General features: G+C 73.4%; 12 protein-coding genes and 1 pseudogene. 8 read left to right on the forward strand and 5 right to left on the reverse strand.

The annotated features are described in order from the left end of the window. Positions 1-46: 46 nt before the first annotated feature. Positions 47-193, forward strand: a pseudogene (locus ACIGAN_RS00275) (IclR family transcriptional regulator); the annotation flags it as partial. Here the strand turns inward: ACIGAN_RS00275 and ACIGAN_RS00280 are convergent. The 4 genes from ACIGAN_RS00280 to ACIGAN_RS00295 all read right to left on the reverse strand — a co-directional run bounded on the left by ACIGAN_RS00280 (position 170) and on the right by ACIGAN_RS00295 (position 4859). Beyond that, a complete protein-coding gene (locus ACIGAN_RS00280; protein ID WP_399854259.1) occupies positions 170-1045 on the reverse strand; it encodes an oxygenase MpaB family protein in 876 nt (291 codons plus the stop codon). The pseudogene ACIGAN_RS00275 and the gene ACIGAN_RS00280 sit on opposite strands and share 24 nt — an antisense overlap. A 769-nt stretch (positions 1046-1814) precedes the next feature. Then, on the reverse strand, positions 1815-2696 hold the full coding sequence (locus tag ACIGAN_RS00285; protein ID WP_399854260.1) for an SDR family oxidoreductase: 882 nt from the start codon (positions 2694-2696) through the stop codon (positions 1815-1817). A gap of 35 nt (positions 2697-2731) precedes the next feature. Continuing rightward, positions 2732-4351, reverse strand: coding sequence for a phytoene desaturase family protein (locus ACIGAN_RS00290; RefSeq protein WP_399854261.1), 1620 nt, complete (start codon positions 4349-4351; stop codon positions 2732-2734). Next, complete coding sequence (locus ACIGAN_RS00295; RefSeq protein ID WP_365097818.1) at positions 4344-4859, reverse strand: SRPBCC family protein; 516 nt, start codon at positions 4857-4859, stop codon at positions 4344-4346. The genes ACIGAN_RS00290 and ACIGAN_RS00295 overlap by 8 nt, the downstream gene beginning before the upstream one ends. A 132-nt stretch (positions 4860-4991) precedes the next feature. Here ACIGAN_RS00295 and ACIGAN_RS00300 point away from each other — a divergent pair, with 132 nt between their 5' ends. Both ACIGAN_RS00300 and ACIGAN_RS00305 read left to right on the forward strand, forming a co-directional pair. Next, complete coding sequence (locus ACIGAN_RS00300) at positions 4992-5258, forward strand: hypothetical protein (RefSeq protein WP_399854262.1); 267 nt, start codon at positions 4992-4994, stop codon at positions 5256-5258. A 94-nt stretch (positions 5259-5352) separates the two neighbouring features. Then, positions 5353-6759 carry a glycoside hydrolase family 16 protein gene (locus ACIGAN_RS00305; protein ID WP_399854263.1) on the forward strand — a complete coding sequence of 469 codons (1407 nt, stop codon included), beginning with the start codon at positions 5353-5355 and terminating at the stop codon, positions 6757-6759. A gap of 52 nt (positions 6760-6811) precedes the next feature. On the opposite strand, the gene ACIGAN_RS00310 is transcribed toward ACIGAN_RS00305, so the two are convergent. Next, positions 6812-7699 carry a helix-turn-helix domain-containing protein gene (locus tag ACIGAN_RS00310; RefSeq protein WP_399854264.1) on the reverse strand — a complete coding sequence of 296 codons (888 nt, stop codon included), beginning with the start codon at positions 7697-7699 and terminating at the stop codon, positions 6812-6814. A gap of 166 nt (positions 7700-7865) precedes the next feature. Between ACIGAN_RS00310 and tkt the strand changes: the two genes are divergently transcribed. From tkt to pgi, 5 genes are read left to right on the forward strand one after another with little or no spacing between them, the layout of a single operon-like run. Continuing rightward, positions 7866-9941, forward strand: a complete 2076-nt coding sequence (gene tkt / locus ACIGAN_RS00315; protein WP_399854265.1) for a transketolase — start codon at positions 7866-7868, stop codon at positions 9939-9941. Positions 9942-9960: 19 nt separating this feature from the next. After that, on the forward strand, positions 9961-11106 hold the full coding sequence (tal, locus tag ACIGAN_RS00320) for a transaldolase (protein WP_365097828.1): 1146 nt from the start codon (positions 9961-9963) through the stop codon (positions 11104-11106). Beyond that, on the forward strand, positions 11103-12818 hold the full coding sequence (gene zwf / locus ACIGAN_RS00325; RefSeq protein ID WP_399854266.1) for a glucose-6-phosphate dehydrogenase: 1716 nt from the start codon (positions 11103-11105) through the stop codon (positions 12816-12818). The genes tal and zwf overlap by 4 nt, the downstream gene beginning before the upstream one ends. Continuing rightward, positions 12815-13750: a glucose-6-phosphate dehydrogenase assembly protein OpcA gene (gene opcA, locus ACIGAN_RS00330; protein WP_365097830.1), complete on the forward strand. Its 936-nt coding sequence runs from the start codon at positions 12815-12817 to the stop codon at positions 13748-13750. Before zwf ends, opcA begins: the two co-directional genes overlap by 4 nt. Beyond that, a complete protein-coding gene (pgi, locus tag ACIGAN_RS00335) occupies positions 13743-15404 on the forward strand; it encodes a glucose-6-phosphate isomerase (protein ID WP_399854267.1) in 1662 nt (553 codons plus the stop codon). Before opcA ends, pgi begins: the two co-directional genes overlap by 8 nt.

Raw genomic sequence — 15404 nt, forward strand, 5'->3', positions numbered from 1 at the left:
CGATCCGCACCTGCCCGCCGGGCGAACTCGCCTCCTGCACGCCTTGGACGCGCTGTCGGTGGCCGCACCGGTGCGCGGTGCGGACGGCACGGTCACCGCCGCCGTGTCCGTCGTGGTGCCGTACGCGGACGCCCGGACCCCGGGGCCGGCCCCGGCGGTGCGGGGCATCTCACGTGCGCTGGGAGGGCAGCCCCGACGCCTCGCGGGCCGGGGTCATCGCCCAGCGGATGGTCCGGGTCAGGGCCTGCCCGGCGGGACGCACGGCGAGGGTCTCGACGACCGGCACCCGGGGCAGCCACAGCATGCCGCGCGCCCAGGGCGGCAGCAGCGTGACGGCGTTGGCCACCAGCCCGCCGTAGAAGGGCCGCACCGCCAGGGGCAGGGGAGGCTGGAAGAGCAGGAAGCGGGCGGCCGCCCGGGCCTCGGGCGTGGCCCGCAGCTCGGGCCGGTAGGCGGCCAGCCGCGCGGACAGCTCGCGGCGGTCGCGCGGCGGGTCCTCGGCGCCCAGGGCCTCGGCGACGAGGGCGGTGTCGGCGACGTACGCGTCGTAGCCCGCGGCGTCCAGCGGCCGGGCCCCGTAGCGTTCGTGGGCGCGCAGGAAGCTGTCCGTCTCGGCGGCGTGCACCCAGGCGAGCAGGTGCGGATCGGCCGCGTGGTACGGCTCGCCCCGCGCGGTCGTGCCGCGGATCCGTTCGTGGATGCCGCGGACCTGGTCGACGGCCCGGCGGGCGTCCTCGGCGGTGCCGTAGGTGGTCACGGCCAGGAAGGTGCTGGTGCGCTGCAGACGGCCCCACGGGTCACCGCGGTAGCCGGAGTGCCCGGCGACCGCCGCCATGGCGAGCGGGTGCAGGGACTGCAGCAGCAGTGCGGTCAGCCCGCCGATGAACATCGAGGCGTCACCGTGGACCGTGCGGATCGGCCGGTCGGGCCCGAACCAGCGCGGCCCGGGCGTGTGGTGGATACGGGCTCGCGTCTGCGGCCCGCCGGGTCCCGCGACCCGGCGGAACAGGGCCTGGCCCAGCTGCTCTCGGACTCCGGTCAGCACGGTCGGCCTCCCTTCCCTGCCGACCAGTGTCCGCCATGACGGCGGACGACGGGGAAAACGGGCGGTGGCAGCCGGTGCCGGGCCGGGGTCCGGCCACTCCGCCACGGGGCCGGTCCCGTCCGGACACCCCCGCCGGACCAGCCCGCCCACCGGAAGCGGACCCCATCCGACCGGCCACGGGGCCCGGGCCTTCCGCGCGACGAAGGAGGCCCCGCTCCGGCCACGAGGCCAAGGCCCGTCCGGACGGCACGCGCCAGAACCGCCCGGCCGGAAGCAGCGCGTCCCGCCACGAGGCCAGGCCCCGTCCGCGCGACGAAGTCAGCGCCGCTCCGGCCACGAGCCCAGAGCCCGTCGGCACGACGAAATCAGCGCCGCTCCAGCCACGAGCCCAGGCCCCTCCGCACCACACGCGCCGAAACCGCCCGGCCGGAAGCAGCGCGTCCCGCCGCAGGGCCTGGGCCCTTCCGCGCGACGAAGTCAGCGCCGCTCCAGCCGCGAGCCCAGGCCCCTCCGCACCACACGCGCCGGAACCGCCCGACCGGAAGCACCGCGCGTCCCGCCACGGGGTCCGAGCCCCTCCGGACGACGGAGTCAGGGCCCTCCGCCCTCGGGACCTGGCCCGTCCGGGCGCCGTGTGGTCGGGGGAAGCAGGGCCGGTCAGTCGCCGGGCGCAGGGGGGCTCCCAGCCGCCGGGCGCAGGGGGGCTCCCAGCCGCCAGGCGCAGAGGGCTCCCAGCCGCCGGGCGCGGGGTGGCTCCCGGCCGCCGGGGTCAGGGGCGCCGCTGCGTCGCCGTGCGGTCGGCGTGGCCGCCCGCGCCGAGCAGGCCGGTGTTCCGGACGGGCCCGGCGGCCTCCAGGCGGGGCAGTTCGCGGCGGGCCACGCGCAGCACCACGGGCGGCATGGCCGAGCGCACCGGCTGTGCCAGCCGCAGCCAGCCCGGCGCGTACACCGCCGTCCGGCGCCGCTCCAGGCACCTGACCAGGCGGGCGGCGACCACGTCCACGGAGTGCACGCGCCGGGCCGGCGGGGGCATGTGGGCGCGCAGCTCGCGCAGGACGTCGTACCGGTCGGCGTCACGGATCATGTCCGTGTCCGTCCAGTTGATGTACGCGATGCCGACGCCGACGCCCCGGTGCGCCACCTCCGCCCGCAGGGCGTGCGCGAAGGCCTCGACGCCCGCCTTGGAGGCGCAGTAGGCGCTCATCAGCGGGGCGGCGCCGATCGACGCCAGGGAGGCGACCTGGAGGAAGTAGCCCGCGGTGTCGAGCAGGTCCGGCAGGAACGCCCGGGCCGTCTGGGCGCTGCCGGTGAGGTTGACGTCGATCACCCGCCGCCAGACGTCCGGGTCGGAGTCCAGGAAGGCGCCGCCCTCGGCGACACCGGCGTTCGCCACCACCGCCGAGGGGCGGCCCAGCCCCGCGCGCACGGTGCGGGCCGCCGCCCGCAGGGCGGGCAGGTCGGTGACGTCGGCCTCCACGGCCAGCGCCGGGCCCGGCAGCGAGGCGGCCACCGCCTCCAGCGCGGCCTTCTCGTGCCCGAGGAGCGCCACGCGGGCGCCGCGCCGGGCGCTCTCGCGTGCCACGGCGGCGCCCACGCCCCGGGCGGCTCCGGTGACGACGACCGTGCGGCCGGCGAGCGGACTGCTGTGCATGGGCGCCCCTCCTTCCCGCTCAGGGGGCGACGGGTTCAGCGTCTGGTTCCGGTGCGGTCGCGCCGCGCCAGGATCCGTTGCGCCCGGGCTAGCCCCGGTGCCCGGTTGCGGCGCAGCGCCGCCCGGGCGGCGTTGGACCCGGGCGCGCCGTGCACCCCGCCGCCCGGGTGGGCTCCCGAGGAGGCGAGGAACAGTCCGGGCACCGGGGTCTCCGGGCGGCCGGTGCCGGGCAGGGGGCGGAAGACGAGCTGCTGGTGCATCGCTGTCGTACCGCCGTTGATGGCACCGCCCGCCAGGTTGGCGTCCATGGCCTGGAGGGTGGGGGGCGCCAGGACGCGGCGGGCCCGGATCCGGTCGCGGAAGCCGGGCGCGAACCGCTCCACCTGGCGTTCGACCCGGTCGGCGAAGCGCTCCTGGTCCTTGGCCGACCAGTCGCCGGTGATGTTCTCCTCCCCCGCGTCGGCCCGGATCTCGTGCGGGATGTGGGTGTACGCCCAGGCCGACTCGGTGCCCTCGGGGGAGCGGCCGGCGTCGGAGGTGGTCATCTGGCCGAAGATCAGGAACGGGCGGTCCGGGACCTGCCGCATGGCGAGCTGGGCGGCGAAGCGGGTGAGTTCGTCCACGCCGTCGGACAGGTGCACGGTCCCGGCTCCGGCCGCCTGCTCGGCCTGCCAGGGCACCGGTCCGTCCAGCGCCCAGTCGACCTTGAAGGTGGCGAAGTCCCACTGGAAGCGCCGCAGGTCCTCCAGGACCTGGGCGGGCAGGTGCTCGGGCTCGACGAGTTCGCCGAACAGGGCGGGAACGGAGACGTCCGCGAGCACCGCCCGGCGTGCGGGCACCGCGTCACCGGCCGCCGTGCGCACGCCCACGGCCCGTCCGCCGCGGACCACGACCCGCTCGACGCGCTGCCCGCAGCGCACCCGCCCGCCCAGGCTCTCCAGGCGGCGCACCAGGGCCGAGGTCAGCGCCCCGGAGCCGCCCGCCGGGACCGGGAAGCCGTAGGTCTGCCCCAGCATGGCCATCAGCCAGCCGAAGCCGCCGCTGCCCGACGCCTCGGGGGCGAGGTCGGCGTGCAGGGCGTTGCCGGCCAGCAGCAGCCGGCCGCCCTCGCCGCGGAACTCCTCCTCCCCCAGGCGGCGCACCGGCAGTACCAGGGAGCGGGCCATGCGCAGGCCGCCCGCCGCGCGCAGCCGCATCGCCAGCCGGGCCGTCGCGCGCACCGGCGGGAAGGGGGTGAACAGCGCGTCGAGGAGGTCCGGGCGCAGGCCGTCCCACACGTCGTGCAGCCGCCGCCAGGCGTCGCCGTCTGCCGGGTGGAAGGCGTCGAGGGACGCGGCGGTGGTGTCGACGTCCCGGCCGAGGACGGCGCAGCTGCCGTCGGTGAGGGGGTGCGCCACCACGCTGGGCGCGTGGCTCCAGCGCAGTCCGTGGTCCTGCAGGCGCAGCCCGGCCAGCACGGGCGAGGCGGCCGCGAGGGGGTAGAAGGAGCTGAACAGGTCGCTGACGAACGCGGGGTCCACGCCGCGGTCGTGCCGTACGGCGCCGCCCGGTTCGGGCTGCTCCTCCAGCACCTCCACGCTCCACCCGGCGTCCGCCAGGAGGTTCGCGGCCACCAGGCCGTTGGGTCCCGCGCCGATCACCACGGCGTCAGGCATGGCGGGGCCCGTCCGCGCCACGGCCCACGGTGACCTGCCCCAGGGCGCGGCGGCCGCCTTCCGCGTCCCCCACCCCCGCCTCCTCCTCGCACAGGCGGGCCAGGCGGGCCAGCATGGCCCGGTGGCGCAGCTGGATCAGCGCCTCGAAGCCGACGTTGTGCAGCCGGCCGCCGGCCCCGCGCAGGGGGTGCTCGTCGACGATGACCAGACAGTGATCGCCCCAGGGCCGCAGCTCGATGGCGATGCGGGCGGTGCCGAGCGCACCGGCGTGGGCCTCCAGTTCCAGCCGGCGGCCCTCCTCGCAGAGGCGGACGGTCGTCTCGTTGTCCAGCTGCACCGGACCGAGCCGGACGCGGTAGCGGATCGCGGCGTCCTTGTACGGCCAGTGCCCGCGCACCGGGTGGGACTCGGAGGTCCCCACCACCCACTCCCCGTAGCGGTTGCCGTCGGCGAGGACGTCCCACACGGCACTCGGCGGGACTCGGATCAGGTGATGGCGTACGGCCACGGGTACCTCCTGCTGCCTCGACCGGGTGGTGCGTGCCGAGTGCCCCACCGAGCCGGTTTCACAACCCGGGGGCAACCGTCGCGGCCGGGCGGGAGTCGAACCCCGTGAGGTGCGCTACGGGGGGAGACCGGCATGGCGCGGTGGGACAGGGCGCGACGGTGGGCACGGCGGTGGGCACGGCGGCCGGCGGCGCACCGGTGGTGGCAGCACGGGGTGCGGTGGCTGCTGCTGGTCGTCGTCGCGGTGGCGCTCGGCGTCGTCTGTGCCGCGTGCGGCCTCCCCCGGTGGACGCTGTACGTCTGCCTCCTCCTCGTGCTGATCATGGACGACGCGGTGGGCGGCCGCATGAAGCGCCGGTCCGCCGAGCCGGATCCGGGCGACGAGAAAACCTCCGGCTGAGTTTCCTGGTTCAACCCTTGACGACACGCCCGCGGTGGAGCACATTGGCGGCACTTTGAGAGCGCTCTCAACCCCTTCCCGGAGAGGCCCCCACATGAGCGACACCTCAAGCACCCCCCGCAGATCCCGCAGACCCCGCCCCTTGCGCCGGGCGTTCGTCGCCGTCGTCGGCACGCTCGGCCTCGTGGCGGCCGCCGCCGCGGTCACCACCCCCTCGGCCAGCGCCTCGGCCCCGCCGCCCCCCTCGGGCTGGACCCAGGTGTTCCTCGACGACTTCACCGGCCCGGCCGGCAGCGGCGTCAACACCTCCAACTGGCAGTACGCCACCGGCAAGGGCTACCCGGGCGGCCCCGCCAACTGGGGCACCGGCGAGATCGAGACGATGACGAGCAGCACGGACAACGTCTCCCTCGACGGCAACGGCAACCTGCGCATCACGCCCCGCCGGGACGCCGCCGGCAACTGGACCTCCGGCCGCATCGAGACCAACCGCACCGACTTCCAGCCCCCGGCCGGCGGCACGCTCCGCGTCGAGTCGCGCATCCAGGTGCCGAACGTCACCGGAGCCGCCGCCAGGGGCTACTGGCCGGCGTTCTGGATGCTGGGGGCGCCCTACCGCGGCAACTACTGGAACTGGCCGGCCGTCGGCGAGCTGGACATCATGGAGAACACCCAGGGCATGAACACGGTGTTCGCGACGATGCACTGCGGCACCTCGCCGGGCGGACCCTGCAACGAGACCAGCGGCATCGGCGGTTCGACCACCTGCCAGGGCACCACCTGTCAGGCGGGCTTCCACACGTACCGGATGGAGTGGGACCGCTCCACCAGCGTCGAGGAGATCCGCTTCTACCTCGACGGCGTCAACTTCCACACGGTGCGGGCCAGTCAGGTCGACGCCACGACCTGGCGGAACGCCACCGACCACGGCTTCTTCATCATCCTCAACGTGGCGATGGGCGGCGGCTTCCCCGACGCGTTCGGCGGCGGCCCGGACGCGGGCACCCAGCCCGGCCACGCGATGGTCGTCGACTACGTGCAGGTGCTGTCCTCGGGCGGTGGCGGCACGACACCTCCGCCCACCGGCAACCGCGACGCCTACGGCACCATCCAGGCCGAGTCGTTCGACGCCCAGTCCGGCGCCATGACCGAGACGACCACCGACTCCGGCGGCGGCCAGAACGTGGGCGCGCTGGCCAACGGCGACTGGCTGCAGTTCAAGGGCGTGAACTTCGGCTCCACCGCGGCCCGGCAGTTCAGCGCCCGGGTCGCGAGCGGCGCGGCGAACGGCGTCAGCGGACTGGTCGAGGTACGCCTGGACAGCCGGAGCAACGCGCCCGTCGGGAGTTTCGCGGTGGGCAACACCGGCGGCTGGCAGTCGTGGCGGACCGTACCCGCCAACATCGCCTCCGTGACGGGCACCCACGACGTGTATCTGACCTTCACCAGCGGGCAGCCGGCGGACTTCGTCAACGTCAACTGGTTCACCTTCGGGCGCTGACCCGGCCCGGCACCGGGGCTCCACGCACGCGTGGGGCCCCTTTTCGCTGTCCTCAGCGCAGTTCGGCGCGGAACGCCGCCGGGGTCCGGTCCGTGTGCTGGTGGAAGAACTTGGAGAAGTTCGCGGCGTCCGGGAAGCCGACCGCCGCGCCCACCCGGCCGATCGGCAGGTCGGTGTGGGCGAGGAGGCGTTTGGCCTCCAGGACGACGCGCTTGTCGATGAAGGACTTGGGGGTCTCGCCGGTGGCGGCGCGGACCGCGCGGACCAGGGTGCGACGGGAGTAACCGAGTGCGTCGGCGTAGGCGCTGACGCTGTGATTGGTGGCGAAGTCCCGCTCCACGGCGTCCCGGAACAGGGTGAACGTGGAGTCGGACTGCCGGCGCCCCGCCTCCGCCGAACTCGTGGCCAGGTGCGCGAGGCGCAGCAGGAAGGCCGTCAGGGTGTGGCGCAGCACGGCCGTGTGCAGGCTCAGCGGCAGCGTGGCCGTGTCCTCGTACTCGCGCCGCAACTGGCCGAGGCCGGCGCGCAGTCCGGCGAGCCGGGCCGCGTCGGGGCGCAGCAGGGGCGGCAGGTCGTAGCGGTACAGGCCGGTGGCCTCCACGGTGGAGCGGGGCAGGAAGCCCGGCTGCATGGTGAGCACGGTTCCGCGGTACTCGCTGGTGGGCGAGAAGCGGTGGACCTGCCCCGGGCGGATCCACAGCAGGTCCCCGGCGCCGGCCTCGTACTCGGTGAAGTCGACCATGTGCCGGACCGGGCCCTCGCCGAACAGCATCACGACGTGGAAGTCGATGCGGTGGACGCGCTCCAGCGGCGCCTCGGCGTGCCAGGTGCGGCCGGTGCCCATCGGGCCGACCTGCATGCCGACGCCGCCGACGCTCAGCTCGACCGGGAAGGGGAACGTTCTGATCCCGTCGCCGCCTTGGATGCTTCTGTCCGCCATGTCCGCCTCGTACCGCCCCGTTGCCGTGTCGTGCCGTCGCGCTGTCGATGGGGTGTCCCACTTTCACCACAGGCTGGCACACGCCGACCTTCCGCCAAAAAAGTCAGACTTTTAGTTTTGAACGCGTCAGAGCAGCCTTTCCGCTTCGATCGAGGACTTCTTGAAGATGAGCACGCAGACAGCGGACAGTTTCGAATGGACCGATCTCGACCGGCGTGCCGTCGACACCGCCCGCCTGCTGGCGGCCGACGCCGTCCAGCGGGTCGGCAACGGGCATCCCGGCACCGCGATGAGCCTGGCACCGGCCGCCTACACGCTCTTCCAGAAGGTGATGCGGCACGACCCCGCCGACCCGGAGTGGACGGGCCGTGACCGCTTCGTCCTCTCCCCCGGCCACACCTCGCTGACCCTCTACACGCAGCTGTACCTCGCCGGCTACGAGCTGGAGCTGGACGACCTGAAGGCGTTCCGCACGCACGGCTCCAGGACGCCCGGCCACCCCGAGTACGGCCACACCGCCGGCGTGGAGACCACCACCGGTCCGCTGGGCCAGGGCGCCGCCAACGCGGTGGGCATGGCGATGGCCGCCCGCTACGAGCGCGGCCTGTTCGACCCGGACGCCCCCGAGGGCGAGTCGCCGTTCGACCACACGATCTGGGCGATCGTCTCCGACGGCGACCTCCAGGAGGGCGTCTCCGCCGAGGCCTCCTCCCTCGCCGGCCACCAGAGGCTCGGCAACCTGGTCTTCCTCTACGACGACAACCACATCTCCATCGAGGGCGACACCGCCACGGCGTTCTCCGAGGACGTGCTGAAGCGGTACGAGGCCTACGGCTGGCACGTGCAGCGCGTCGCCCCGCAGGAGGACGGCGACATCGACGTGCGCGCGCTGCACGCGGCGCTGCGGGCGGCGCGGGCCGAGACCGGCCGGCCCTCGATCATCGCGCTGCGCACGATCATCGCCTGGCCCGCGCCGAACGCGCGCAACACCGAGGCCTCCCACGGCTCGGCCCTCGGCGAGGAGGAGGTCGCCGCCACCAAGCGCGTCCTCGGCTTCGACCCCGAGCGGACCTTCGAGGTCGCCGACGAGGTGCTGGCCCACACCCGCACGGCCCTGGACCGGGGCGCCGAGGCGCACGCCGCCTGGGACAAGCGGATCGCCGCCTGGCGCACGGAGAACCCCGAGCGGGCCGCGACCTTCGACCGCGTCAGCAAGGGCGAGCTGCCCGAGGGCTGGGAGGACGCCCTGCCGGTGTTCGAACCGGGCGAGGCGGTCGCCACCCGGGCCGCCTCCGGCAAGGTCCTCCAGGCGCTCGGCCCGGTCGTTCCCGAGCTGTGGGGCGGCTCCGCCGACCTGGCCGGGTCGAACAACACGACCATCGACAAGACGTCGTCGTTCCTGCCGCGCGGCAACCCGCTGCCGGAGGCCGACCCCTACGGCCGGACCGTGCACTTCGGCATCCGCGAGTTCTCCATGGCCGCGGAGATGAACGGCATCGCGCTGCACGGCAACACCCGCGTCTACGGCGGCACCTTCCTGGTGTTCTCCGACTACATGCGCAACGCGGTGCGCATGTCGGCCCTGATGCAGCTGCCGGTCACCTACGTGTGGACGCACGACTCGATCGGCCTCGGCGAGGACGGCCCGACCCACCAGCCGGTGGAGCACCTGGCCGCGCTGCGCGCCATTCCGGGCCTGAACGTGGTCCGGCCCGCCGACGCCAACGAGACCGCGATCGTCTGGGCGGAGATCCTGCGGCGGCACACCACCGACCCGGCCCCGCACGGCCTGGCGCTCACCCGCCAGGGCGTGCCCACCTACGAGCCGAACCCGGACGCGGCGCGCGGCGGTTACGTTTTCGCCGACTCCTCCACCGAGGTGCCGGAGGTGGTGATCGTCGCCACCGGCTCCGAGGTGCAGCTCGCGGTCGCGGCCCGCGAGACGCTGGAGGCCGGGGGGACCGGCACGCGGGTGGTGTCGATGCCGTCCGTGGAGTGGTTCGAGCAGCAGCCGCGCGCCTACCGCGACAGCGTGCTCCCGCCGTCCGTGAAGGCCCGGGTCGCCGTCGAGGCCGGGATCGGGCTGACCTGGCACCGGTTCGTCGGCGACGCGGGGCGCATCGTCTCGCTGGAGCACTTCGGGGCCTCCGCCGACGCGCGGACCCTGTTCGCCGAGTACGGCTTCACCCCCGAGAACGTCGTCGCGGCCGCCCGGGAATCCCTCGCCGCCGCGCGCGGTTGATCCGACCGCCCGAAGGAAGATGATCACTGTGACCGAAACAACCGCGAGCGCGGGAGCACTGAAGCGCCTGTCCGACGAGGGCGTGTCGATCTGGCTGGACGACCTGTCCCGCCGGCGCATCGAGTCCGGCAACCTGGCCGAGCTGGTGCGCACCAAGGGCGTCGTCGGCGTCACCACCAACCCGTCGATCTTCCAGGCCGCCATCGGCTCCGGTGAGGGCTACGAGGAGCAGCTGGCCGACCTGGCGGTACGGGGTGTGACCGTCGACGAGGCCGTCCGGATGATGACGACGGCCGACGTGCGGGCCGCGGCGGACGTGCTGCGGCCGGTGTACGAGGCCACAGGCGGCCGGGACGGCCGGGTCTCCATCGAGGTCGACCCCCGGCTGGCCCACGACACGGCGGCGACCGTCGCCGAGGCCAGGCAGCTGGCCTGGCTGGTGGACCGGCCCAACGTGATGATCAAGATCCCGGCGACGACGGCGGGTCTGCCGGCGATCACCGAGGTGATCGGGGCGGGTATCAGTGTCAACGTGACCCTGATCTTCTCCCTGGAGCGCTACCGCGAGGTGATGGACGCCTACCTCGCCGGTCTGGAGCGGGCGCGTGCGGCGGGCTCGGACCTGTCGGCCGTCCACTCGGTGGCGTCCTTCTTCGTCTCCCGGGTCGACGCCGAGATCGACAAGCGGCTGACGCTGCTGGGCACGGACGAGGCCCTCGCGCTGAAGGGCCGGGCGGCCCTGGCCAACGCGCGGCTCGCCTACGAGGCGTACGAGCAGGTCTTCGCCGGACCGCGCTGGCAGGCGCTGGAGGGGGCCGGGGCGAACCGCCAGCGCCCCCTTTGGGCCTCCACCGGTGTGAAGGACCCCGCCTACGAGGACACCCTGTACGTGGACGGACTGGTCGCCCCCGGCACGGTCAACACCATGCCGGAGGCCACCCTGGACGCCGTCGCCGACCACGGCGACGTCCGGGGCGGCACGGTCACCGGCGGTTACGACCGGGCCCGGGCGGACCTGGCGGCCGTCGAACGGCTCGGCATCGCATACGACGAGGTGGTGCGGCAACTGGAGGACGAGGGAGTGGCCAAGTTCGAGGTGGCCTGGCAGGACCTGCTGGACGCGGTCACCAAGTCCTTGAACAGCAAGGGAGTTGACGCGGAATGAGCGAGGACATCCACCGGACGGCCGAGCAGGAGACGAAGGGGACCAAGGAGGACAAGGAGGCGCGGGCGGCCCAGGAGGCGGCCGGAGTCGAGCAGACGGGGGTGAGCGGCGCGCGGGAACCGGCCGAGGGCGAGCGGGCCGGTGACGGCGGCACACCCCGGTCCGCCGCGCACCCGGTCCGGGCCGACACCGACTTCGTCAACCCCCTGCGCGACGCCCAGGACCGCCGGCTGCCCCGGATCGCGGGCCCCTCCGGGCTGGTCATCTTCGGCGTGACCGGCGACCTGTCCCGCAAGAAGCTCATGCCGGCCGTGTACGACCTGGCCAACCGGGGCCTGCTGCCGCCGGGCTTCTCGCTGGTGGGCTTCGCCCGCCGGGACTGGGAGGACCAGGACTTCGCGCAGGTCGTGCACGACGCGGTGCGCGAGCACGCCCGCACGCCGTTCCGCGAGGAGGTCTGGCAGCAGCTCGCCGAGGGCATGCGGTTCATCCCCGGCGACTTCGACGACGACGACGCGTTCGAGCAGCTGCGCTCCGCCGTGGAGGAGCTGGACGCCTCCCGGGGCACCAGCGGCAATTACGCCTTCTACCTGTCGGTGCCGCCGAAGTTCTTCCCCAAGGTCGTCCAGCAGCTGAAGAAGCACAAGCTGGCCGACGCCCCGGAGGGCTCCTGGCGCCGCGCGGTGATCGAAAAGCCGTTCGGGCACGATCTGGAGTCGGCCGAGGAGCTCAACCGGATCGTGCACGACGTGTTCGACCCGGAGCAGGTCTTCCGCATCGACCACTACCTGGGCAAGGAGACGGTCCAGAACCTGCTGGCCCTGCGCTTCGCCAACCAGATGTTCGAACCGATCTGGAACCGGTCGTTCGTCGACCATGTGCAGATCACCATGGCCGAGGACATCGGCATCGGCGGCCGCGCCGGCTACTACGACGGCATCGGCGCCGCCCGCGACGTGATCCAGAACCACCTGCTGCAGCTGATGGCACTCACCGCGATGGAGGAGCCGGCCGCCTTCGACGCCCCCTCGCTGCTCACCGAGAAGCTGAAGGTCCTCAAGGCCGTGCGGCTGCCGCAGGACCTCGGGCAGGGCACCGTGCGCGGCCAGTACGCGGCGGCCTGGCAGGGCGGCGAGAAGGTGCGCGGCTACCTGGAGGAGGAGGGCATCGACCCGTCCTCCACGACCGACACCTATGCCGCGATCCGGCTCCAGGTGGACAACCGCCGCTGGGCCGGGGTGCCGTTCTACCTGCGCACCGGCAAGCGGCTCGGCCGCCGGGTCACCGAGATCGCGGTCGTCTTCCAGCGGGCCCCGCACTCCCCCTTCGACTCCACGGCGACCGAGGAGCTGGGCGCCAACGCGATCGTCATCCGCGTCCAGCCGGACGAGGGCATGACGGTCCGCTTCGGCTCGAAGGTGCCGGGCACGTCGATGGAGATCCGGGACGTGACGATGGACTTCGCCTACGGCGAGTCGTTCACCGAATCGAGCCCCGAGGCGTACGAACGGCTGATCCTGGACGTCCTCCTGGGCGACGCCAACCTGTTCCCGCGGCACCAGGAAGTGGAAGAGTCCTGGAAGATCCTCGACCCGATCGAGCAGTACTGGGCCACGCACGGCCGGCCCGCGCAGTACGCGGCGGGCAGCTGGGGACCCGCGGAAGCCGACGAGATGCTCGCACGAGACGGACGGAGCTGGCGCAGGCCATGAAGATCGACCTGACCGACACCACGGCAAGCAAGATCAACAAGGCGCTGGTGCAGGGCCGCCGCGCCATCGGCACGCCCGCCGTGGGCATGGTCCTGACGATGGTGATCGTCACGGACGAGGAGAACGCCTACGACGCGATCAAGGCGGCCGAGGAGGCCTCGCACGAGCACCCCTCGCGCACCCTGGTCGTCATCAAGCGGCACGCCCGCACCCCGCGCGACCGCCAGTCCTCCCGGCTGGACGCCGAGGTCCGGGTGGGCGCCGACGCGGGCACCGGCGAGACGGTGATCCTGCGGACCTACGGCGAGGTGTCCGACCACGCCGACTCGGTCGTGCTGCCGCTGCTGCTGCCGGACGCGCCGGTGGTGGTGTGGTGGCCGGTGGACGCCCCCGACAACCCCGCCAAGGACCCGCTCGGCGCCCTGGCCCAGCGGCGGATCACCGACCTGTACGCCGTCGAGGACCCGCTGGGCACCCTGGAGCGGCGGGTCCGCTCCTACGCGCCCGGTGACACGGACCTGGCCTGGACCCGGCTGACGCCCTGGCGTTCGATGCTGGCGGCGGCGCTGGACCAGGCCCGGGCGAAGGTGATCTCGGCGGCGGTGGAGGCCGAGGCCGAGAACCCGGCCGCCGAGCTGCTGGCCCGCTGGCTGGAGGCCCGGCTGCACGTCCCGGTGGACCGCGTGGTCACCGCCGGGCCGGTCGTGACGGCCGTGCGGCTGGGTACCGAGAACGGTGAGATCGTCATCGACCGTCCCGAGGGCCCGCTGGCCACGCTGACCCTGCCGGGCCAGCCGTCCCGGACCCTCGCGCTGAAGGTCCGTGCCACGTCCGAACTGATCGCCGAGGAGCTGCGGCGCCTCGACGCCGACGAGATGTACGCCATCGCCCTGAACGGCGAGGCGACCGAGGAGACCCCCGCTCATGTCTGACTCCCCCGCCGGCTCGCCCCGGCTCACCCAGCGGCCCGAGTGGGCCGCCCTGGCGGACCACCGCGCGAACGCGCTGCCGCAGCCGGACCTGCGCGAGCTGTTCGCCGAGGACCCGGGCCGCGCCGAGCGCTACGTCGTGCGCGTCGGCGACCTGCGCATCGACTACTCCAAGCACCTGGTCACCGACGAGACGCTGGCCCTGCTGCGGGAACTGGCCGCGGCCACCGACGTGTTCGGGCTGCGGGACGCCATGTTCCGCGGTGAGAGGATCAACTCCACCGAGGACCGGGCCGTGCTGCACACCGCGCTGCGGGCCCCGCGGGACGCGGTGGTCGAGGTCGACGGTGAGAACGTCGTGCCGGGTGTGCACGCCGTGCTGGACCGGATGGCCGCCTTCGCCGACCGGGTCCGCTCGGGCGAGTGGACCGGCCACACCGGCAAGCGCATCCGCAACGTCGTCAACATCGGCATCGGCGGCTCCGACCTCGGCCCCGCGATGGCCTACGAGGCGCTGCGCGCTTTCACCGACCGTGAGCTGACGGTGCGTTTCGTGTCGAACGTGGACGGCGCCGACCTGCACGAGGCGATCCGCGGCCTGGATGCGGCCGAGACGCTGTTCATCGTCGCGTCGAAAACGTTCACCACCATCGAGACGATCACCAACGCCACCTCCGCGCGCTCCTGGCTGCTGGAGGCGCTGGGGGACGACAAGGCGGTGGCCAGGCACTTCGTGGCCCTGTCGACGAACGCCGGGAAGGTCACCGAGTTCGGCATCGACACGGACAACATGTTCGAGTTCTGGGACTGGGTCGGCGGCCGCTACTCCTACGACTCGGCGATCGGCCTGTCCCTGATGATCGCGATCGGCCCGGACCGCTTCCGGGAGATGCTCGACGGCTTCCGCATCGTCGACGAGCACTTCCGCAACGCGCCGCCCGAGTCCAACGCCCCGCTGATCATGGGCCTGCTGGGCATCTGGTACGGCAACTTCCACGACGCCCAGTCGCACGCGGTGCTGCCCTACAGCCACTACCTGTCCAAGTTCACCGCCTACCTCCAGCAGCTCGACATGGAGTCCAACGGCAAGTCGGTGGACCGCCAGGGCGAGCCGGTGCGGTGGCAGACCGGACCGGTGGTGTGGGGCACGCCCGGCACCAACGGGCAGCACGCCTACTACCAGTTGATCCACCAGGGCACCAAGCTCATCCCGGCCGACTTCATCGGCTTCGCCCGGCCCGTCGCCGAGCTGAGCGACGAACTCAAAGCGCAGCACGACCTGCTCATGGCCAACTTCTTCGCCCAGACCCAGGCCCTCGCCTTCGGCAAGACGCCCGAAGAAGTGCGGAGCGAGGGGGTGCCCGAGGAGCAGGTGGCGCACCGCACGTTCCGCGGCAACCACCCCACGACCACCATCCTGGCCACCGAACTGACCCCGTCGGTCCTCGGGCAGCTCGTCGCCCTGTACGAGCACAAGGTGTTCGTCCAGGGCGCGGTGTGGGACATCGACTCCTTCGACCAGTGGGGCGTCGAACTCGGCAAGGTCCTCGCCAAGCGCGTCGAACCCGCCCTGACCGAGGGCGCCGACGTCCCCGGTCTCGACCCGTCCACGGCCGCCCTGGTGGCCGCCTACCGCAACCTTCGGGAAGTGAACTGA

The sequence above is a fragment of the Streptomyces sp. NPDC085931 genome (assembly GCF_044540565.1).
GTDB lineage: Bacteria > Actinomycetota > Actinomycetes > Streptomycetales > Streptomycetaceae > Streptomyces.

Excerpts from the sequence above, each read along its gene's own strand:
- ACIGAN_RS00285 (WP_399854260.1), bottom strand. The coding sequence starts at position 2,696 with ATGCACAGCAGTCCGCTCGCCGGCCGCACGGTCGTCGTCACCGGAGCC.
- ACIGAN_RS00290 (WP_399854261.1), bottom strand. The coding sequence starts at position 4,351 with ATGCCTGACGCCGTGGTGATCGGCGCGGGACCCAACGGCCTGGTGGCC.
- ACIGAN_RS00300 (WP_399854262.1), top strand. The coding sequence starts at position 4,992 with ATGGCGCGGTGGGACAGGGCGCGACGGTGGGCACGGCGGTGGGCACGG.
- ACIGAN_RS00305 (WP_399854263.1), top strand. The coding sequence starts at position 5,353 with ATGAGCGACACCTCAAGCACCCCCCGCAGATCCCGCAGACCCCGCCCC.
- ACIGAN_RS00310 (WP_399854264.1), bottom strand. The coding sequence starts at position 7,699 with ATGGCGGACAGAAGCATCCAAGGCGGCGACGGGATCAGAACGTTCCCC.
- tkt (WP_399854265.1), top strand. The coding sequence starts at position 7,866 with ATGAGCACGCAGACAGCGGACAGTTTCGAATGGACCGATCTCGACCGG.
- tal (WP_365097828.1), top strand. The coding sequence starts at position 9,961 with ATGATCACTGTGACCGAAACAACCGCGAGCGCGGGAGCACTGAAGCGC.
- zwf (WP_399854266.1), top strand. The coding sequence starts at position 11,103 with ATGAGCGAGGACATCCACCGGACGGCCGAGCAGGAGACGAAGGGGACC.
- opcA (WP_365097830.1), top strand. The coding sequence starts at position 12,815 with ATGAAGATCGACCTGACCGACACCACGGCAAGCAAGATCAACAAGGCG.
- pgi (WP_399854267.1), top strand. The coding sequence starts at position 13,743 with ATGTCTGACTCCCCCGCCGGCTCGCCCCGGCTCACCCAGCGGCCCGAG.